Source organism: Nocardia sp. bgisy134, from assembly GCF_965341865.1.
Lineage (GTDB): Bacteria > Actinomycetota > Actinomycetes > Mycobacteriales > Mycobacteriaceae > Nocardia.
This window is the reverse complement of the sequence record NZ_CBDQZP010000002.1, coordinates 253307-273455: the sequence shown is the minus strand read 5'-3', so window position 1 is coordinate 273455 and position 20149 is coordinate 253307. Positions and strand designations below refer to the sequence as shown.

The 20149-nt window shown below is 70.2% G+C and carries 12 protein-coding genes; 4 read left to right on the top strand and 8 right to left on the bottom strand.

Annotated features, from left to right (window positions below):
- Positions 1 to 17: 17 nt before the first annotated feature.
- The 6 genes from ACRWNM_RS05180 to ACRWNM_RS05155 all read right to left on the bottom strand — a co-directional run bounded on the left by ACRWNM_RS05180 (position 18) and on the right by ACRWNM_RS05155 (position 12369).
- On the bottom strand, positions 18 to 4601 hold the full coding sequence (locus ACRWNM_RS05180) for an amino acid adenylation domain-containing protein (RefSeq protein WP_431964017.1): 4584 nt from the start codon (positions 4599 to 4601) through the stop codon (positions 18 to 20).
- Between the two features lie 13 nt (positions 4602 to 4614).
- Complete coding sequence (gene nbtC, locus ACRWNM_RS05175) at positions 4615 to 7710, bottom strand: nocobactin polyketide synthase NbtC (RefSeq protein WP_431964015.1); 3096 nt, start codon at positions 7708 to 7710, stop codon at positions 4615 to 4617.
- A complete protein-coding gene (locus tag ACRWNM_RS05170) occupies positions 7703 to 9025 on the bottom strand; it encodes a polyketide synthase (protein WP_431964013.1) in 1323 nt (440 codons plus the stop codon). Before ACRWNM_RS05170 ends, nbtC begins: the two co-directional genes overlap by 8 nt.
- 27 nt (positions 9026 to 9052) lie before the next feature.
- Positions 9053 to 9808, bottom strand: coding sequence for a thioesterase II family protein (locus ACRWNM_RS05165; protein ID WP_431964011.1), 756 nt, complete (start codon positions 9806 to 9808; stop codon positions 9053 to 9055).
- Positions 9809 to 10075: 267 nt separating this feature from the next.
- Positions 10076 to 11017: a methionyl-tRNA formyltransferase gene (locus ACRWNM_RS05160; RefSeq protein WP_431964009.1), complete on the bottom strand. Its 942-nt coding sequence runs from the start codon at positions 11015 to 11017 to the stop codon at positions 10076 to 10078.
- Between the two features lie 53 nt (positions 11018 to 11070).
- The gene (locus ACRWNM_RS05155; RefSeq protein WP_431964007.1) at positions 11071 to 12369 is read right to left on the bottom strand and encodes a SidA/IucD/PvdA family monooxygenase; all 1299 of its coding nucleotides are present in this window, start codon (positions 12367 to 12369) and stop codon (positions 11071 to 11073) included.
- 155 nt (positions 12370 to 12524) lie between these two features.
- Here ACRWNM_RS05155 and ACRWNM_RS05150 point away from each other — a divergent pair, with 155 nt between their 5' ends.
- From ACRWNM_RS05150 to ACRWNM_RS05135, 4 genes are all read left to right on the top strand, one after another.
- On the top strand, positions 12525 to 12992 hold the full coding sequence (locus tag ACRWNM_RS05150; protein WP_431964005.1) for a hypothetical protein: 468 nt from the start codon (positions 12525 to 12527) through the stop codon (positions 12990 to 12992).
- Between the two features lie 98 nt (positions 12993 to 13090).
- Positions 13091 to 13798: a siderophore-interacting protein gene (locus ACRWNM_RS05145; RefSeq protein ID WP_431964003.1), complete on the top strand. Its 708-nt coding sequence runs from the start codon at positions 13091 to 13093 to the stop codon at positions 13796 to 13798.
- Positions 13799 to 14060: 262 nt separating this feature from the next.
- Positions 14061 to 15443: an alpha/beta hydrolase family protein gene (locus ACRWNM_RS05140; RefSeq protein ID WP_431964001.1), complete on the top strand. Its 1383-nt coding sequence runs from the start codon at positions 14061 to 14063 to the stop codon at positions 15441 to 15443.
- Between the two features lie 168 nt (positions 15444 to 15611).
- The gene (locus tag ACRWNM_RS05135) at positions 15612 to 16319 is read left to right on the top strand and encodes a siderophore-interacting protein (protein ID WP_431963999.1); all 708 of its coding nucleotides are present in this window, start codon (positions 15612 to 15614) and stop codon (positions 16317 to 16319) included.
- A 135-nt stretch (positions 16320 to 16454) separates the two neighbouring features.
- On the opposite strand, the gene ACRWNM_RS05130 is transcribed toward ACRWNM_RS05135, so the two are convergent.
- A complete protein-coding gene (locus tag ACRWNM_RS05130) occupies positions 16455 to 18191 on the bottom strand; it encodes an ABC transporter ATP-binding protein (RefSeq protein ID WP_431963997.1) in 1737 nt (578 codons plus the stop codon).
- Entirely contained in the window at positions 18188 to 20038 is a 1851-nt protein-coding gene (locus tag ACRWNM_RS05125) for an ABC transporter ATP-binding protein (protein ID WP_431963995.1), read from the bottom strand. The genes ACRWNM_RS05130 and ACRWNM_RS05125 overlap by 4 nt, the downstream gene beginning before the upstream one ends.
- Positions 20039 to 20149: the final 111 nt, after the last annotated feature.

Here is a 20149-nt window from a genome sequence, read left to right as displayed (position 1 = left end):
GGCTTGGGGTTCCGGGTTCACATGGCCTGCGCGGGCGATCCGCCGACGGCGACGGGCGCGACGGCGCGCGCCAGCGCGGCGACGGCGGCGTGCCAGATATCGGCGAGCCGCGCGACCTCGGCGGCGGTGAACAGGGCATCGCTCCACCGCAGCAGGGTGACCAGCTGCGGCCCGGCGTCGGTGGGCTGCACGCCCGCGATGACGTCCATGGCGTACCGGAGTGGGAAATCGGGTTCGGGTGCGGTCGGCAGCTGGGTGAACAGCTCGACCTCGTGGACCGGCGACCACGGCTTGCACGCGACGGCCAGGTCCATCCGGCCGAGGTAGTCGAACAGCACCTGCGGCTCGGGAGCCGCGGCGAGCTCGGCGTCGGCCGCGAAGTAGCGCAGGACGCCGTAGTCGACGCCGTTGTTCGGCACCGCGGCCAGCGTCGCCGCGACGGACTCGAGCAGCGCCCGTGCGGCGGCCGGATCCTGTTCCGCGGCAGCCACATCCACGGCATCAGCGCCCGCGCCGAAGCGGGCCGGGAAGACGCTGGTGAACCAGCCGACCGTCTGCGCGGTGTCGATGTCGGCGCCGAGCACCTGGTCTTCGCGACCGTGGCCCTCCATCGCCAGGTACGCGCCCCCTGCGGCGTCCTGGCCGCGTTCCGTGCGCCAGGTCGCCAGGGCCATGGTCAGCGCCGCGAGCAGGAATTCGCGGACGCCGAGCGCACCGGTCAACCCGTCGAGCACCGCGGCGGTCGTCTCCGGCGCGGTGAACAGCGGCTGCACCCGGTAGGAGGACCAGGTGTCTGTGCTCGGGTCCGGCCGCCGGGCGGCGAGCACCGGGTCCGGCGCGGTGGTCTGCCCGACCCAGTAATCGCGCTGTGCCGCGACCTCCGCGCTGCCCGCACGAGCGCGGGTCCGCTCGGCCCAGGTGCGGTACGCGGTGTACTCGACCGGGTGCGCGAGTTCGGCCACCGGCGTGCCCGCCGACAGCTGTTCCCAGGCCGCGGCCAGGTCCGCGCAGATGATGTGCCAGGAGACCGGGTCCACCGCGAGGTGGTGGATGTTGAGCAGCAGCAGGCCGGGACCGTCGGCGCGGGTGAACCATACCGCGCGCACCAGATCGCCGGTGAGCGGGTCGATCTCGTCGGCCACCGCTTGGGCGCGCGTGCCGAGTTCCGTCGGGAAGTTCGGTCCCGCTTCGATTCTGGTCAGGATGTCCGCGGCGCGCACGACACCCGGCTCCCTGGTGACGACGTCGTATCCGGCCGCGGTCTCGACGAACCGGGCGCGCAGCATGTCGTGGCCGTCGAGCAGGGACTGGAGCACCGCTTCCATACGCGGGGCGTCCACGTCGGCGGGCAGCTCCAGCAGGGTGTTCAGAGCCAGCCTGCGGTAGTTGCCGTGCTCGTGCATCCAGGACAGGATCGGCACCTGGCCGACGGAGCCGTACTCGGCGACGGCGCCGGTCCGCTCGCCGCCCGCGCCCGCGTCGATGGCCGCCGCGAGTTCCCGGATCGATCCCGCGGTGAGCACCGCACGCGGGCTCGTGGCGATTCCCCTGCGGCGCAAGGCGTTCACCAGCGAGATGGCGACGATGCTGTCCAGACCCAGCTCGACCAAGTGGTCGTCGATACCGGGTTCGGCGCCGCCGGTGAGTTCGGCGACGGTCGCGCACAGCACGCGTTCGGTGTCGGACGTCGGCGCCGTGCTCGCCGCCGCACTGTCCAGCGCGGCGTTCGCCAGCGCCTCGAGCTGCCGCGCGTCGAGCTTGCCGTTGCTGGTGACCGGCAGTCCGCCGACCGTGAGAATGCGGTGCGGCACCATGTAGCCGGGCAGCCGGTCGGCGAGTTCGATACGCAGCCGGGCGGATTCGAGTTCCGCGCCGACCGCGAAGCCGACGAGCACCGGTCCGCTCGGGCGACGCAGCACCAGGACCGCGGCCTCCCGCACGCCGGGCAGCGCGTGCAGCGCGGCCTCGATGTCGCCGATCTCGATCCGGTAGCCGCGGATCTTCACCTGATCGTCGGCGCGGCCGAAGTAGGCGAGATCGCCGGAGGGCAAGCGCCGCACCAGGTCTCCGGTGCGGTACATGCGCTGACCGGGCCGGAACGGGTCGGCGACGAAGCGCTCGGCGGTGATGCCCGGCTTGCCCGCGTAACCGCGCGCCAGCTGAGCGCCGGAGAGGTACAGCTCGCCGATGACGCCGTGCGGCGTCGGACGCAGCCGGGAATCGAAGACGTAGCCGGTCATTCCGGTGGTCGGTGAACCGATCGTCGGCGTCGCCTTCGGATCGGACACCGAGGCGACCACCGCTTCGACCGTGGTCTCGGTGGGGCCGTAGCAGTTGTGCACAGCCGTGTCCGGCAAGGCGCACAACTGCTTCCACAGCGGGACGCCGATGGCCTCGCCGCCGAGGGCGAGCACCGCGAGATCCGCGCCGCGCTCGTTCACCAGACCCGCGGCGGCCAGCTGGGCGAACATCGACGGCGTGGTGTCGATCATGTCGATGCCGTGCCTGCCGATCCCGCCGACCAGGCGGTGCGCGTCGCGCATCTCCTCGGCGTCGAACAGGTGGATCGACTGCCCGTCGAGCAGGCCGAGCATCGGCTGCCATGACGCGTCGAAGCTCAGCGACCAGGCGTGCGCGATCCGCAGCGGCCTGCCGAGCCGGACCGTCGCAGGCCGGTACACCCGGTCGCGGTGGTCGGCGAAGTAGGAGGCCAGCGCGGCGTGGGTGCCCATGACGCCTTTGGGTTCTCCGGTCGAGCCGGAGGTGAAGATCAGGTACGCGCGCTGCTCGGGGTGCCCGGGCACCGGGGCTGTGAGGGCCGCGGAGTCGGTCACGACCGCGCCGAACGCCTCGACCGGCGGCAGCTCCTCGATCTCGTCGAGTGCGGGCATGCCCGCGCCGTCGATCAGGATCAGGCGCGGGTTCGACTGACGCACAATCGATTCGATGCGAGCAGCGGGCAGCGTGATGTCGACGGGCACATAGGCCGCGCCTGCGGCCAGCACGCCCAGGATCGCCACGATCGATTCCGCCGAACGCGGCATGGCCAGGGCGACAACGTCTTCCGAGCCGATGCCGCGCGCGGACAGCCCACCGGCCAGGCGTAGCGCGGCGTCGGACAGCTCGCGATAGGTGTATCGTTCGTCCTCGGTGCTCAGCGCCAGTGCGTCCGGTGTCGCGGCCACCTGGCGAGCGAACAGTTCCGGCACAGTCACGCCGAGCACGTCGTCGGCCGGGGCCGCGGGCGGCTGCGGCCGCTCCCCCGGCAGCAGCACGTCGAGCGAATCCTGGCCCGCGTCACCGATATCGGGCAGCTGGCGCAGCACCTCCACCAAGCGGGCACCCAGGTCGGCGGGCGAGATCTCGCCGAGGACCGCCTCCACGGCCTCCACCACCACCGCGAGTTCTCCGTCGAGCAGGTAGGAGACGACCGCCAGCGGGTAGTGCGTGAGGCTCTCCGACGCGGTCGGCCGGAAGGTGGTGCCGTCCGCGGTGGTTATCGCCTGGAGTACGTCGGCGACCGGCGCGTTCTCGTAGACGAACAGCGTGTCGAACAGCGCGCCGCGCCCGGTGGCGCGCTGGATGGCGGACAGGCTCAGATACCCGTTGTCGCGCATGGCCGCCGACGCGCGCTGCAACTGGGCGCAGCCGAGCGCCACCCCGCCCGCGGCGTCCAGCTCGTCGAGCCGGATACGCACCGGGATGGTGTTGATGAACAGGCCGATCATGGTCTCGACACCGGCCAGCTCGTCCGGCCTGCCGGAGACCGTGGTGCCGAAGACGACGTCGCTGCGGTCGGTCAGCCTGCCGAGCACGATCGCCCACGCGAACTGGACGACCGTGTTCATGGTCAGCCCGTTCGCGCGGGCCCAGCGCTGCACCCGATCGGTGTCGGCGCCATCGAGCGCCACCTTGTGGATGGTCGGCACGATCGTGTTCACCGCCGCGTCGGCGCGGTCGGCGAGAATCAGCGGGTCCACGTCGTCGAGATAGTCGGCCCAGCTGCCCAGGGTGGCCTCGTTGTCGCGGGCGGCGAGCCAGCCGATGTAGTCGCGGTAGGGGCGCGGCGCGGGCAGCGCGGCCACCGAGCCGCCCGCCTCGTAGACCGCGAACAGCTCGCGGAAGAACACGCCGAGCGACCAGCCGTCCATCAGGATGTGGTGGGCGGTCACGATCATCCGCCGCGATCCGTCCGGCAGGGCGACCACCGCGACGCGCAGCGCGGGGCCGCGGGACAGGTCGAAGCCGTGACGCGCCTCGGAGGCCACGATCGCCTCGAGTTCCCGTTCGTCGGCGGTCCTTTCGAACCACGGCAGCTCCACCGAGGTGGGCACGATCTGCACCGGCTTGGGCAGGTCGCGGTCCCAGAACGCGGCGCGCAGGTTGGCGTGCCGACGCAGGATCGCTTCGACGCTGCGGCGCAGCACCGCGACGTCGACCGGGCCCGCGACCTCGATCACGAACTGCATGTTGTACAGGTCGTCGTCACCGGCCAGCTTGGCGAGCGAGAACAGGCCCTCCTGCAACGGGCTGAGGGCGAGCACGTCCTCGATCTGCGGGGGCGCCGCCTTGCGCTCGGGCGCCTGCGTGGTCTCCGACATTCCAGCGGACTCCTCAGCCTTTGTTCTCGGACATCAGCGACACGACGTCATCCAGGGACGCGCCGCCGAGAATGGCAGCGACCGGAAGGTCGCGGTTCAGTTCGGCCTTGAGCCGTTTGCGCAGATCGAGCGCTTGCAGCGAGTCCATGCCCAGCGAAACCAGCGGCACCGAGCCGTCGATGGTCTCGCTGCCGTCGGAGAGCATGACGCGGTCCAGTTCCTTGCGAATGCGCTCGGCGAAGCCCGCTTCGGGAACCGACGGCGCGGAAACAGCCGGGGCCGGGGCGGTCTCGGCCTGCGCAGGCTCGGCGGCGGGCGCGGGCGCGGGAGCCGGAGCCAGTTCCGCCAGCGCGTCGAGCGCGGGGGCGAAAACCGGTTCGAGCCCGACGGTTTCGGTGACGCCACGCAGCTTCGACCAGTCCGCCGCGAGCACCAGGCTGTTGGCGGAGGTGTCGGCCAGCCCGGCCGCCACCGCGTCGGCGGCCGCCATCGGCAGCAGACCCGAGCCCTCGATCCTGGCCTCGACCGCCGCGTCCGCCTCCGCGGGCAGCACCCACAGACCCCACTGCACCGAGGTGCACGCGCGGCCCTCGGCGCGCAACCGGGAGGCCATGGCATCGAGCATGCGGTTGGTCCCCGCGTACAGCGCCTGACCCCAGCCGCCGAGGGTGGCGGCGAAAGACGAGCACAGCAGCACGGTGGCCGTCGGCGTCGTCGGCAGGGCGCGCAGCACCTCGCCGAAACCGACCACCTTGGCCGCGGCGGCCTGCGCCACGGCCGCGGCGTCGGACTCGGTCGCGGCGGAGTACACGTAGTCGACGGCCGCGTGCGCGAGCAGGGTCACCGGACGATCCGCGTAGCGGGCGGCCAGCTCGGCGACGGCGGCGGGATCGCCGATATCGCAGGCCAGCACGTCGATCTCGGTGTCGCCGAGCGCGCGAACGGCGCGCAGCCGCTCGGTCAGCGCGGTGGTCTCGCCGCTGCGATTCACCAGCGTGATCCGGCCCGCGCCGTCGCGGACGAACTGCGCGCAGAACTCCAGGCCGACGTGTCCGGTGCCGCCGAGGATCAGCACCTCGCCGAGGTCGGGAGCGGCGACGGCCTGCGCCTGCTCGGCAACGACGAGACGCTTGGCGTGCAGCTTGCCGTCGCGCATCGCGAGGTCGGGCTCGCCCGCGAGGTGCAGCGCCTCCAGAATGCGGTCGGCGGGCAGCTTCTGCTCCAGGGCCGGGTAGTCCGCGGGCAGGTCGATGCGGCGGAAGGCGACGCCGATGCGCTCCAGCGCGACGCAGCGGAAGGCCGCACCGGCCGCGGCGGCGGCGAGCGCGGGAATCTCGTTCTCCCCCACCGCTTCCGCACCCGCCGTCACCAGCCAGCACTCGGTGACCCGCGGGCCGAGCGCCGCGAGCCAGCCCTGGTCGGTGGCGAACTCGGCGAACTCGGCCACCGCGGCCGCCTCGTCGGCGGCGCTGCCCGGCGGCAGCAGCACCACGACGGTGTCGGCCTGTTCGACGGGCGAACCGTCGAACATCGTCACCGTCGCGCCGTGCCGCTCGGCGCGCGCACGCAACGCCGTGGCCAGTTCGGCGCACCGGCCGTCGCGGTCGACGACCGCCACCGTGCGCGGCGGCGTCAGCGTGCGCCGGGAGAGCCGAGTCCAGCTCTCCGCCAAGCGGACCGGCGCGACCTCGGCAGGTCCGGCCGTCTCCGCGGCGGACCGGTACGGCGCCCACAGCCGCTTCGACGCCATCCGGGTGTGCGGGAAGTTCGGCAGCGGAAGGCGGACGGAGGAGTCGGCCACCCGCAGGCTCTCCCACGCGTAGTTCAGGTCGTGCACGGCGAGGGTCGCGAGGTTGCGGGTGAAATCCTCCAGCCCGGTCGCGGTGCGCCGCGAGGTGCCGAGCACCTGGAAGTCGCGCGGGCCGGTGGCCGGGTCGTCCGGCACGGTGGCCAGGTTCTCCTGCAACGCCAGTTGCAGTGTGGGGTGTTCGGCCACCTCGATGAAGGTGTCGACCTCGGCGGTGGCGGCGACGACCGCGCGGTCGAAGCGAACCCGGTTGCGCAGGTTCCAGTACCAGTACTGCCGGTGCGTGATGTCCGGAGTGATCGGTCCGCCGAGAGTGCCCCCGTAGCAAGTGATCTCGGTGGGCGAGAAGGTCGGCGCGCTCATCTCGTCGCCGAGCACCGACTCCATCTCCTTGCGGATCTTGATCAGGAACGTGGTGTGCGCCGGGTAGGCGACCTTGATCTCCTTGGCGAACTTGCCCTCGGCGTTGGCCATTTTCACCATGTCGGCGACGGTGTCCTGGTCGCCGGAGATGGCAAGGATGTGCGGCGCGTTCACGACGGCGAGCTCGGCCCAGCCGGAATGCCTGGCCAGCAGCGCCTCGCACTCCTCGCGGTCCATGCCGAGCACGGCCATCGAGTACTGCTCGGGGTACACGATCTCGTCCACGAACCGCGCCCGGTGGGTGACGGCCAGCACCGCGTCGCGCCGGGTCATGACGCCCGACACCCAGCCTGCGGCCAGCTCGCCCTGGCTGTGACCGATCGTCGCGACCGGCCGCACCCCGTAGGCCTGCCACATGGCGGCCAAGCCGGACATGTGGAACATCAAGGCGGGCTGCACTTCCCAGACCGTGTCCTGATATTCGCCCTCGTGACCGAGCAGGTAGTGCAGCGGCGCGATGTGGCCGTAGCGCTTCTCGTGGATCTCGACACAGGCGTCGACCTCGGCGCGGTACTCGGGGGACGCCTCGTAGTACGAGCGCCCCATGCCGGGTCGCTGGCTGCCCTGACCGGGGAAGACGAAACCGATGCGTCTCGGGGCGGCGAGACCGACGGTGCTCACCACCGCCGGGTGCGACGCGTCCGCGACGACGGCGCGCAGCGCGTCGAGCAGGTCCTCGCGAGTGCGCACCATCGCCAGCGCGCGACGACGGCGCGCGGTCCTGGTGCGGAACAGCATGTCCGCCACGGCATCAGGCGTCACGTTGGCGCGGCGCTCCAGGTAAGCGAGCACGGCCGCGGCTTCGGCGCGCAGCCCGTCGGCGGTCTCGGAGGACAGCAGCACCGGAACGGCGCCGTCGGGGAGACGGTAATCAGGCATCGATATCCTCCAGAACCGGCATGGCCAGGATGGCGTGCGCGTTCGTGCCCGCCACGCCGAACGACGAGACCGCGGCGTAGCGGAAGCCCTCGTGCGCTTCCCACGGTTCGAGTTCGGTAGCCAACCGCAGGCCGGTCGCGCTCCAATCCACCCCGGGGGCCGGGTCGTCCGCGTGCAGAGTCGGGGCGATGTGACCGTTGGCGCCGCACAGCAGCACCTTGATCAGCCCGAGCATGCCCGCCGCGGCTTGGGCGTGGCCGATGTTGGTCTTCACCGAGCCGAGCCGGGGCCCGCGCTCGGCATCGGCGCCGTAGGTGTTGCACAGCGCGGTGAGCTCCAGCGGGTCGCCCACCGGCGTTCCGGTGCCGTGTCCCTCGACGAGTCCGACCAGGCTCGGGTCGATGCCCGCCGCGTCGATCGTCTTGCGCACCAGCGCCTCTTGCGCCTGCGCGCTAGGCACCGTGATCGGCGCGCCCTTGCCGTTGTGGTTGATCCTGGTGGCCAGCACCCTGGCGTACACGCGGTGGCCCAGCTCGCGCGCCCGCGACTCGCGTTCCAGCACGACGACGCCCGCGCCCTCGCCCCACAGGGTCCCGGTGGCGCTCGCGGAGTAGGCGCGCAGGTGACCGTCCATGGCCAGCGCGTTGTTCTTGGCGAATTCGTAGAACGCGCCGGGCGAACCCATCACGCACACACCGCCCGCGAGCGCCCAGTCGCATTCGCCGGACCGGATCGCGGCGGCGGCCTGATGCACGGCGGTCAGCGAGGACGCGCACGCGGTGTCCACCGTGACAGACGGCCCGACCAGGCCGAGACCGTGCGAGATGCGTCCGGCGACCGCGCCGAGCGCGGTGCCGACCGCGCGATAACCGTTGTACTCGTTGACTTCCGCCGCGCGCGGTCCGTATTCGATGAACGAGGCGCCCATGAAGCAGCCCACCTCGTCACCCGCCAGTGCGCCGGGGTTGATGCCCGCGTGCTCGAGCGCGCGCCAGGCGACCCGCAACGCGACCCGCTGCTGCGGATCCATGGCGACCGCCTCGCGCGGCGTGATCCCGAAGAATTGCGGATCGAATTCGGTTGCCCCGGTGAGGAACCCACCGGCGTCGGGCACCGAACCCCAGCCTTCGGTGCGGTGCAAGGAGAAAACTTCCCGCAGCGGCCATTCCCGATCCCGGGGGAAAGGCCCGATCAATTCCCGTGATTCGGCGAGTGCCGACCAGAAATCGTCCAGATTGTCGACGCCCCCCGGAGCCTCCACCGCCATACCGGCGATGACAATATGATCTTCGTCCCCCGAAACAGCGCGTGCCATGCCAAACCTAACGTACGAATTCGCGAACTATCTCGCGGAAAGAACTTCGGACGTCAGCAATTCAGCAATGCCGTCCACGTGGTCGTTCAGATAGAAATGTCCGCCGTCGAAAAGGGTGACGGTGATGTCCTGCTCGCTGTGCGTCGCCCAGTCCTGCAGGTGCCGCGCCGTGACGTGCTCGTCGTCGGACCCGCCCATGACGTGCAGCCTGGCGCGCAGCTTGACCTCGGGCTCGCACACGTAGCGGTCGAAGGCGGCGTAGTCGGCCTTGAGCGCGGGCAGCGTCATGCGCATGATCTCGCGACTGGACAGCACGTCAGCGCCGGTGCCGTTGAGCGCGGCCAGATGATCGAGCAGCTCTTCGTCCTCGGTCGGATGCCGGGGCATGTCGACGACGCGGAACGGCGCGACCGCGCCCGAGGCGCCGAACAGGCCGACCTCGATGCCCGCCGCCTCGGCTTGGCGGACGAATTCGAACCCGACCATCGAGCCCATGCTGTGCCCGAAGACCGTGATGGGACCGCCGCGGTGGTATTCCGACTCCAGGAACGCGCCGAGCGCACCGGCCGCCACCTCGGGCAGGGTCTCCGGCATCGGCTCGGCGGCCCGGTCCTGACGGCCGGGGTATTGGAAGACGACGACGTCGAAATTCTCGCTGAGCACCTTGGAGAAGGTGCGGTAGGCGGAGGCGCCGCTACCCGCGTGCGGGAACATCAGCAATGTCGGGCTCGAGTCCGAGCTCGGCTTGTGGAATTTGCGAATCCACCCAAGGGTTTTCGGCATTACACGGCTCCTGCATCACGGTATCGCTGCGTCAGGCGCCCGGCGCCGCCGTCGATCTGGCGACGGGCCGGGCAACGCTGACTCAGCGACGTTAGCATAGGGTAACCTTACTGATGTAAGGCTAGGGTAAGTTCGGGCGGCGGCGTGATCGACATGACGACCACGGAACCGGCGGGACGAACAGCTGCGGCCCGCTGCGGAAGGGCGCCCGAACACACGTGCGGGCCGCGAGATTCGTCTCGCGGCCCGCACATCACGTAGCCCAGATCACTCCGGCGAGTCGGTCAGATACCCACCGCGCGCGAAGAACTCGGCGGCGGCGTGTTCCACGCCGTCGGCGGTGCGCACCCGCGTGATCGTCAGCGCCCGGTTGTTCCCGCGGAATGCGTCCGGTCCGCACACCACGGCCGCGCCGTCCTCGTGCACCACCACGCGGCCGTTCGTGCCGCCGTAGCAGCCCTCCGACACGGTGGCCGCGAGCACTTCCACCCGCTGCCCCCGGTAGTGAGCGAAGGCAGGCGGGTAGGGCGCGGACAGCGCGCGCACGAAGCGCTCCAGGTCCACGGCGGGCCAGCTCCAGTCGATCCGGCTGTCACGATCGGATCGCTTGTGGAAGAAGGTGCGCTCGGCCTTGTTCTGCGGACGCCACACCGCGGTGCCCGCGTCGATCGCGTCGAGGGCCTCGTTCAGCGCCTCGGGGATCAGATCCATTCCGGCCAGCACCAATTCGGTGCCGGTGGCGGCCGGGCCGATCGGCAGCGACTTCTGCACGATGATGTCGCCGGTGTCCAGCCCCTCGTCCATGCGATGGATGGTCAGCCCGGTCTCGGAGGCGCCGCTGATCAGCGCCCACAGCACCGGCGAGAACCCGGTGAATTTCGGCAGCAGCGAATCATGCAGGTTCAGCGTGCCGTGCGGCGGCAGCGTGTACAGCTCGGGGGGCATCCAGGTGTACCAGCTGTTGACCACGATGATGTCGGGCTCGGCGCGCTTCACCAGGTCGATGGTCTCGGCGTCGGCACGCTCGGTGAGGTGCACCGGAATGCCGCGCTCGCGCGCCAGCTCCTCGACCGAGTCGCCCCAGATCCCCTTGTACGAATGATCACTCGCCGGATGGGTGACCGCGAGGACGACCTCGTGCCGGGAGTCGATCAGAGCCTGCAAGGTCCGCCGACCCCAGGTCTGGAAGCCGAATGATACGACGCGCATGAGAGGTGAACCCTTCGTGAAAGTAAGCTGAGGCTATCCTATAAACCGAGCCGCTAGAGTAGCTGCCGGTTACCTGCGACGCTCGACTCGACCCGCCCGCCGCGCGCCGGGCGAACCGACTCGCTGCGCAGCACGCGATCCGAGAGTTCGCCGAGGCAGCTGAGATTCGGGAACCCGGGCCCCTGCGCCAGCGCGGCGAGGTTCGGCAGGTACAGCTTCGCGTCCAAGCCCTGGACGGCGAGGTCGTAGCCGATCGAGGACTCGATCCTGGACTGGGTCAGCTGCCCGCCGACCGCGAGCTCCAGCAGGTCGGCGGCGTTGGCGTCGAACATCTCCAGGAACCACAGTGGCTGCCCGCCGGTCGCGTCGATCACCAGGTCGAAGTTGTGCACCTGGTCCGGACGCATCTCGTTGCGCAGGGTCAGCGCAACGCCGTCGCCCTGATCGGCGATCCGCACGACGCGGCCCTGCATGTGGTGCACCCGGTTGTCGGCGAGCAGGCTCTCCTGCACCCGCACCGAGAACACGCCGCGGTCGGTGCGGCGGATGACGTCCCTGCGCTCCTCGGTGCTCAGCGAGCCCCACTTGATCGGATCGCTGAACAGCGAGTTCTCGAAGTAGCTTTCGCCGCGGGTGTAGATGGTGGCCATCGGCGAGATCACCGAGATGGAGAGCATGCCGTGGCGCACCAGCTCGTCCAGCGCCGAGCCCGCGGTCTCACCGCCGCCGATGACCGCCGCGCGTGAGGAGACCGGCAGCTTGCGTTTGCCCGCGAGGTCCCAGAATTCCGCGACGCTGAGCACTTTCGGATGCTTGGCGAGCGCCTTCTCGCTGCGGCCGGGGCCGGTGATCATCAGCGCGTCGGCGTCGATTTCGGTGGGAATCCCGTCGGCGTCCACCGCGGTGATCAGCCAGCCGTCGGACGCGGCGGCGATGGATCGCACTGTGCCGAGGACGAGTTCGAAATCCACGCGTGCCGCGACCCACTGCAGGTACTTGGCCCAGACGTGGTGCTGCGGGCTCGGACGGCCCCGGTCGATCCACTCGGCATAGGTGCCCTGGTCGACCAGAAAGGAAGTCCAGCTGAACGCCGTCATGGCCTCGTTGATCGCGCGGTTGTGGCCGCGGGCCCAGGTGGAGTGATAGGGGAAGCCCACGTCCTTCTCCGGGCTGGTGCCGAGCCGGTGTTGGCCGTCGGTCCAGCCGCCGCTCGGCAGCCAATTACCGCCAACCGTTTGCGCTTCCACCACGACGACGCGCGGCGCGGGCAGCCCCAGTTCGCGCAGCACGTGCGCCTTGGCCGCGACGGCCATCGCCTTCGGACCCGCGCCGATCACCACAAGTGTTTCCACCGGTTCTCCCACTCTCACATCGCGCGTATCCGTGTTCGCGCCCACATCGACGAACCCCCGCCTTCATGTTTGCATAGGCTTACCTTACAGTGAACGCGAGTGTCGATCCCCACAGCGGGGAACGCACCGGCACGAGAACGATGGGAATTACTTTCATGATCAGCACCCGAAAGAAGCTGGGCGCGGTGGCCTTTGCCGCTGCCGCCCTGGTCGGCGCGTTCGGCACCGTCACCACCGCCGCGATCGCCGAGGCCGCGCCGATCACCGCGCCGCTGCGCACCCAGGCGCCGAGCACCGGTGAGCTGCGCGCCAAGATGGCGGTGCTGTTCAACGCGGGTGCGTCGCGCGCCGCGCGCGCCGCCGAGCTGGAGACCGGCGAGGCGGGCCTGCCTGCCTTCGACGCCGCGGCCGCGCTCATCGCCATCGCCCCGGCGAGCTGGCGCTGGGACGTCGTCGGCCCGGTGTCGGTCAACGGCGACACCCTGTCCGCGGTGCTCTACACCTCCACCGAGGGCTACGAGCCGTGGACCTTCGACCTGACCTGGAAGCAGATCGACGGCACCTGGAAGCTGAGCCGCGAATCCGTCTGCACCATCGGCAACTTCGTCGGCCAGGGCTGCTGACCAGGTTCGCGCACGATTCGGCCCCCGTCGCGACGGGGGCCGAACTCGTCTCGGCGTACCTCGTGACATTAAATTCAGCTTAGGCTAACCTCACTTTCATGGGCAGAGGTTTCAACGGCGTCATTGTGAAAGCGTGGGGCGGTCAGGACTACCGGCTCACCGTCACTGCGACGGAATACGTCACGGACAAGTTCATTCGGCTCGGCTTCGACGCGGGCGGCCTGCTCGCCGACCATCCCGTGCACCCCACTCAGTGGATCCGGCTGTGGATCCCGGACCTCGAGACCGAGAAGTTGCACCACCGCGGCTACACGCTGGTGGACCCCGATCCGGAAACCGGTACGTTCGCCATCGAATTCGCCCTGCACGACGGCCCCGCCGCGCGCTGGGCGGTCAACGCGGCGGTCGGCGACGTGCTGGACGCGTCGGTGCTCGGCTCCAGTTTCGAACTCCCCGAGGCCGCGCCGAGCGAATACCTGGTATTCGGCGACACCGCCTCGCTGCCCGCGATCAACTCGCTGCTCGACGCGATCGGCGACGCGCCCGCTCGCGTCTGGCTGGAATGGCAGTACGAATCCGACCAGACGTTGCCCGTGCGCAACAAGCCACACCACCAGGTCACCTGGCTCCAACGCATCGACGACGGCAGGCTCCTGCGCGAACAGTCGCAGGAGATCACCTGCCCCGACGACGCTTTCGCCTGGGTCGCCTGCGACGGCCACACCACCCGCTCGATCGTCAAGACGCTCAAGCAGACTCACAACCTGCCGAAAACCGCGATCAAGTCGCAGGCGTACTGGAAGTAGGCGTACCTCCGCCTTCGCTCCGGCCATGCGCGGACTGTCGACGGACTTACGTCCGGCAGCGCCCTCTCTGCGTACTCCGCCTTCGCTCCGGCCATGCGCGGACTGTCGACGGACTACGTCCGGCAGCGTGAAATCGGCTGATTCAGCACCCTTCGATCATCCCTCCGGACGATCCCCTCGCGACCTGCTGCCGACGCGCGATGACCCGATCGCGCGTCAGGCTGGAGCCCGAATCCGTTGTCCGAGCGGAAGCGAGGCGGATATGTCGCTGATCGATGTGGTGATCGCTGTGGCCGCGGTCGTATGCGCGGTGGTGGTGATGTGCACCGCGCGAATCGGGCGTGCGCCTGCGCTGGGGTTGCTCGGCGGGGTTGCGCTCGTGGCGGCGGTCCAGTGGCTGCGCGAAGGGTTCTACTGGCAGTTCGTTCCGACGTATCTGCTGCTCGTGGTCACGGCATGGTTCGTCGCGGCGCGGCCGAGCAGGCGTCTAGGCGGGATCGCGGCGCGCGTGGGCGTCGGAATGCTCGTCGTCGCGGCGGCTTTCGCGTGGGTGCTGCCGCCGGTGCCGACGCTGCCCGCGCCGAGCGGACCGTATCCGGTCGGCACCGAGACATTCCGCTGGGTCGATCCGGACCGGCCGGAAGCCGCGACGGACGACCCGGCCGACCGCCGCAACGTCATCGCGCAAGCCTGGTATCCGGCCGCCGAGCCGACCGGAAGCGGCTCACGCTACCTCGACGGACTAGGCAAGCTGCCGCGGCGGGTGAGCCAGATTCCGAGCTTCCTCATGCGCGGCTACGACCGCATCGACACGCACGCCGACGATCGCGCGTCCCTGGCCCGAGACCGGGACCGCTGGCCGGTAGTGCTGTTCTCGCCGGGATACGGTGCGCCGCGTGCGTTCCACACCGGGCTGGTCGCCGATCTGGCCAGCCGCGGGTTCGTGGTTCTCGCCGTCGATCACCCCTACGAGGCGGCCGTGGTCGAGCTCGCCGACGGACGTCTCGCGACGGCGGTGGACGACTTCCCGGCCGACGACGCCGCCGGAGAGCGGTACATGAGCGTGCGACAGGCGGTGCGGGCCGCCGATCTGCGGTTCGTCCTCGATCGATTGGAACGGCCTGGCGCGCTCGGCCCGCGTCTCTCCGGTCATCTCGACACCGAGCGCATCGCCGTCATCGGGCATTCGTTCGGCGGGGCGGCCGCGGCCGCCGCGGCCGCCGACGACGACCGCATCCGCGCCGCGGCGAACATCGACGGCACGCTGTACGGCGATCTGCCCAATCGCACGCTGCGCCAACCTTTCCTGCTGTTGGAGAGCGAGCACGACGAGACAGGACATTCCGAGCGGTTCCTGGAGCGCAACGCCGCGCTGCTCGGCAGGCTGGGCGCGGGCGGCTTCCGTTTCGAAATCGGCGACGCCAACCACTACAGCTTCACCGACGCGCCGCTCTTCCTCTCCGGGCCGGGCCGGTTCGCGGTGGCCCAGCTGATCGGCGGTTCGCGGGGACCGGTACCGACGCAGCGCGCGACCGCCGACATCCTGGCAGCGTTTCTGAGCGAACCGCTGGGCGGGCCGCGCGCCGACGTGGTGGCGACGGCCGTGGCGCACCGCGATATTCGGGGCGGAGCCGTCGGACACTGACCAACGTATTCGCGCCCGGCGGAGGGCGATTCGTTCGACGCGGCGATTCGCGAGCTAGGGATGAGCCGCGTTCGGCAACCACCGGGCGTCCCTCTGCCTCCGCTGCTGCGGTGCGCAAGCCGAGGACGGACTTCATCGCCAAGCGTGGATAGGCTAACCTTATGCCCCATGGGACGAGGGGCAAACGGCGTCATCATGAAGGTGTGGCGCGCCGATGACTACCGACTGCGCGTGACGTCGACCGAGGCTGTCACCGACAAATGCCAGCGGATCGGGTTCACCGCGGGCGGGTTGCTTGCCGATCACCCGGTGCACCCGACGCAGTTCATCCGGCTGTGGATCCCGGATGCGGAGACCGACAAGCTGCACCATCGGGCTTTCACGACCATCGATCAGGACCCCGCGAGCGACCACTTTCACATCGAGTTCGCGGTGCACACCGGGCCGGCGAGCGTGTGGGCGCAGCGGGCCAAGGTCGGCGACGAGATCGAGGCGTCGGTGCTCGGGTCGAAGTTCGAGCTGCCGGAGACGCCGCCGAGCGAATACCTCCTCTTCGGCGACACCGCCTCGCTGCCCGCGATCAACTCGCTGCTCGACGCGATCGGCGACGTGCCCGCTCGTGTCTTCCTGGAATGGCAGTACGAGTCCGACCAGACGCTGCCCGTCCGCAACAAGCCGCACCACCAGGTCACCTGGCTCCAGCGCGTGGACGACGGCCGCCTGCTGCGCGAACAAGCCCAGGCGATCTCCTGCCCCGCGGACGCTTTCGCGTGGGTGGCCTGCGACGGCCACACCACCCGCTCGATCGTCAAGACACTCAAGACCTCCCACAACATGGCGAAATCCCAGTTGAAGTACCAGGCCTACTGGAAGTAAGCGCACCTCCGCCTTCGCTCCTGCCATGCGCGGAGTCGATCGACGGACTCCGTCCGATACCGCCAGTCGTGCACACAGGAACCGATCGGGCCGCCGCGGAACACTCCGCGGCGGCCCGATCTCGTTGTCATCGCCTCACACCGCGGCCGGTTCCAGCCGCCAGCCGGACGCGCGGCTGCGCTCGTTCCAGAAGTCGGCGTAGCGACCGCCCTGCGCCAGCAGCTCGGTGTGCGTGCCGCGTTCGACGATACGACCACCGTCGACGAACAGGATCTGGTCCGCGTGCGCGATGGTGGCCAGGCGGTGCGCCACCACGATCACGGTCTTGCCCCTGGTGAGTTCGTGCACGCCGCGCACCACCACCGCCTCGCTGTGCGGGTCCAGCGCGCTGGTCGCCTCGTCCAGCAGCACGATCGGCGCGTCCTTCAGCAGCGCGCGGGCGATCGAGACCCGTTGCCGCTCACCGCCGGACAGCGCGGCACCGCCCTCGCCGACGGCGGTGTCGTAGCCGTCCGGCAGGCGCTCGGCGATCTCGTCCACCCGCGCGGCCTCGGCGGCCCGGCGCACCTCGGCGTCGGTGGCCTCGGGGCGGCCGATCCGGATGTTGTCCGCCACCGACCGGTCGAACAGGTAGACGTTCTGGAAGACCAGCGACAGCTGGTTCAGCAGCGTCTCCGAAGGCTGGTCGCGCACATCGTGTTCGCCGACGGCGACCCGTCCGCCGTCCACGTCGTAGAACCGCGCGGCCAACCGCAGCAGCGTCGTCTTACCCGCGCCGCTGGGGCCGACGATCGCGGTCGTGGTTCCCGCCGGGACGCTGAAGGTGATGCCGGAGAGCACCGGCTCGCCCGGGCGGTAGCCGAAACTCACGTTGTCGAACACCACGGTCGGCGCGCCCGGCGTCACCGGCGAGTTCGCCTCGGGCAGGGCTTGTTCCGCGAGCAGCGCGGAGACCCGGTCGACCGCGGCGGCGGCCGAGCGCAGTCCGTTGCCCAGCTGCGCGGCCTGATTCAACGGCTCGATGAATCGCGAACTCACGGCGATCAGCGCGATCGCGACGGCGGCCGACACCACGCCGTCGGTCACCCTGGCGATCACCACGTAGACCAGGACCAGGAACACGGCCTGCACGAAGAGCGCGAAGACGATCAGGCTCGGCACCGAGGTGAAGACCATCCTGGTGTTGGCCGACCGTTGCTGCCGCAGCGCGCCGTCCAGCGCCTTGTTGCCCGACCCGACCGCGCCGAACGCGCGCAGCACCGGCTGGGCCTGCGCGAATTCCACCACGCGCGAATCGGCTTCGGCCGCCGCCTCGTGCATGCCCTTGTCGGCCCGCTGGTACGCGCGGCCCGCGAGGCCGTTGACGAGGAAGAGGACCGGGGCGGCGAGCAGCATGGCCAGCGCGATCCGCCAGTCGATGAACAGCATGCCGACGGCGACGCCGAGCGGGACCACGATGCCGGTGACCACCTTGGCGATCAGATAGGCGACGGTGCCCTGGATCTCGCGCACGTTCTCCACCGTGACCCGCGACAGCGGTCCGGCGCTGCGGGTTTCGAACCAGCCGAGCGGCAGCGCGTTCAGATGATCGCCGAGCCGGGTTTGCAGGCCGCGCTGCATGCCGACCGCGATGCGCAGGCCGAGCGAGGCCTGTAGGTAGCCGAACACCGCCACGGCGCCGACCGCGACCAGCATCAGCAGCGCGTAGAACCAGGCGCGGCCGAGGTCGTCGTCGAACAGTGCCTCGAGCACCGGCACCAGCAGCAGATACCCGATCGCCTGGCTGATCGCCTGCGCCAGGATCGCGGCGAGCAAACGCGGTGTCAGGGGGGCGAATTCGGCGGGCACCAGGCCGAGAACTTTGCGAATCATCGGGCTGCCTCACTTTCCACGAGCGAGACCGCGCCGAGTGCCGCCTCGTTGATCTCCCAGAGCCGCTGGTAGACGCCGCCCGCCTCGCACAGGGTGCGGTGGTCGCCCTGCTCGACGAGGGAGCCGTTCTCCAGCACCAGAATCCGATCCACACCCGTGATGGTGTGCAGCCGGTGTGCGATGACCAGCACGGTGCGCCCGGCCACCAGCGCCGCGAGCGCGTCCTGCACAGCCGCCTCCGACTCGGGGTCGGCGAAGGCGGTCGCCTCGTCCAGCACCAGCACGGGCGTATCGGCGAGCAGCGCGCGGGCCACCGAAAGCCGTTGCGCCTCACCGCCGGAGAGCGTGGCGTCGACGCCGATCTCGGAGTCGTAGCCGCGGGGCAGTGCGAGGATGCGGTCGTGGATCTGGGCGGCGCGGGCGGCCCGCTCCAGCGCGGCGCCGTCGGCGGCAGGGGCCGCGAGCAGCAGGTTCTCGCGGATGGTGCCGCGGATCAGCCGCACGTCCTGGAACACGAAACCGACGGTGCGATAGAGGTCTTCGCTCGGGTAGTCGCGGATATCGCGGCCGCCGATGGTGATCCGGCCGGACCCGACGTCGTAGAAGCGGGGCAGCAGTTTGGCCAGCGTCGACTTGCCGGAGCCGCTGGGGCCGACCAGCGCGGTGATGGTGCCCGGTCGCAGCTCCAGGTCGATGTCGCGCAGCACATCGTGGCCGTCGCGGTAGCCGAACCCGACGGATTCGAAACGGACGAGGCCCGGCTCGGCGTCGCTCGGGTCGTCGGATCCCGGTGCGGCCGAGGCGAGTTCAAGGCTCTGCTGCACCTCGTACAGACGCTCGGCCGCCGCGCCCGCGGCGCGCAGCGCCTGTCCCCCGTAACCGAGGCCGAGCAGCGCGCTGCCGAGACCGAGACCGACCAGCAGGAACGGCAGCACATCGAGTGGAGCCAGCCAGTCCGCGCCGACGCCCGCCAATCCGGCGACGACGATCACCAGCATCACGAACACCGGGGAGATCATGATGTCGGCCACCGCCTGGAGCCGGATCATCGGCGTCTTCCATCGGTCGAAGCTGTCGGCCTGGCCGTCGACGGCGTCCTGGAAATCGCGATGCGCCTTGCCCGCCTGCCCGAAGGCGCGGACCACTTGGATGCCGTCGACGAACTCGATGGTCGCCTGCTGCACCCGGCGCTCCCAGCGGGTGTAGACCGCGAGACGGTCCATGCTCTCGCGGTTCATCATCGTGCGGAAGGCCATGGCGTAGGCGAGCAGCGGCACCAGCAGGATCAGCGTCAGCCGCCAGTCCACGGTGAACAGATAGCCGAGCGAGACCAGCGGGACGAGCAGCGCGCCGACGAACTCCAGCCGCGCGTGCGCCACCAGATAGTGCAGCGCCTCCACATCGTCTTGCAGATACTTCTTCACCTCGCCCGAACCGTGCTCGCCGAACCAGCCGAGCGGCACCCTGGTCAGCTTGGCGGCGAGCGCGCGGCGCACGGTGAGCTGGTAGCCGCCATCCACCAGGTGTGTCCAGGTCAGCGCCGCCGCTTGCAGCAGGGCGCGCACCAGCAGCACCAGCATGGCGAGGCCGAACAGCCGCCACACCCGGTCGGTGTCCACCGGGTCGTCGAGCAGCTCGCGGCAGGCCTCGACGATCAGGATGAACGGCACCACGGTGCACACCGAGGCGATCGCCATGACGACAGTGGCGAGCGTCAGCGCACCCTGCACCGGCGCGAGAATCTCCTTGCGCGCCAGCGCCTGCTGTTGCTTGCGTTGTTTCGCCACCGCGCGGGGCGGCCGGTTCCCCGTTTCCGCCGCCGCACGCGGCGTGACCTCCACCGTCATGTGTCCTCGCCTCTCGTTCTGGCGTACCTCGCCGGAATCCGCCCCATCTTCACACAGAAAGATAGGTAAGGCTAACTTTCCCTGAGATGGGGGAACGGCAGGCGAACGGGC

What these genes read in the sequence shown, in the direction of transcription:
- ACRWNM_RS05180 (WP_431964017.1), bottom strand. Translation starts at nt 4,601, where the DNA reads ATGTCGGAGACCACGCAGGCGCCCGAGCGCAAGGCGGCGCCCCCGCAG.
- nbtC (WP_431964015.1), bottom strand. Translation starts at nt 7,710, where the DNA reads ATGCCTGATTACCGTCTCCCCGACGGCGCCGTTCCGGTGCTGCTGTCC.
- ACRWNM_RS05170 (WP_431964013.1), bottom strand. Translation starts at nt 9,025, where the DNA reads ATGGCACGCGCTGTTTCGGGGGACGAAGATCATATTGTCATCGCCGGT.
- ACRWNM_RS05165 (WP_431964011.1), bottom strand. Translation starts at nt 9,808, where the DNA reads ATGCCGAAAACCCTTGGGTGGATTCGCAAATTCCACAAGCCGAGCTCG.
- ACRWNM_RS05160 (WP_431964009.1), bottom strand. Translation starts at nt 11,017, where the DNA reads ATGCGCGTCGTATCATTCGGCTTCCAGACCTGGGGTCGGCGGACCTTG.
- ACRWNM_RS05150 (WP_431964005.1), top strand. Translation starts at nt 12,525, where the DNA reads ATGATCAGCACCCGAAAGAAGCTGGGCGCGGTGGCCTTTGCCGCTGCC.
- ACRWNM_RS05145 (WP_431964003.1), top strand. Translation starts at nt 13,091, where the DNA reads ATGGGCAGAGGTTTCAACGGCGTCATTGTGAAAGCGTGGGGCGGTCAG.
- ACRWNM_RS05140 (WP_431964001.1), top strand. Translation starts at nt 14,061, where the DNA reads ATGTCGCTGATCGATGTGGTGATCGCTGTGGCCGCGGTCGTATGCGCG.
- ACRWNM_RS05135 (WP_431963999.1), top strand. Translation starts at nt 15,612, where the DNA reads ATGGGACGAGGGGCAAACGGCGTCATCATGAAGGTGTGGCGCGCCGAT.
- ACRWNM_RS05130 (WP_431963997.1), bottom strand. Translation starts at nt 18,191, where the DNA reads ATGATTCGCAAAGTTCTCGGCCTGGTGCCCGCCGAATTCGCCCCCCTG.
- ACRWNM_RS05125 (WP_431963995.1), bottom strand. Translation starts at nt 20,038, where the DNA reads ATGACGGTGGAGGTCACGCCGCGTGCGGCGGCGGAAACGGGGAACCGG.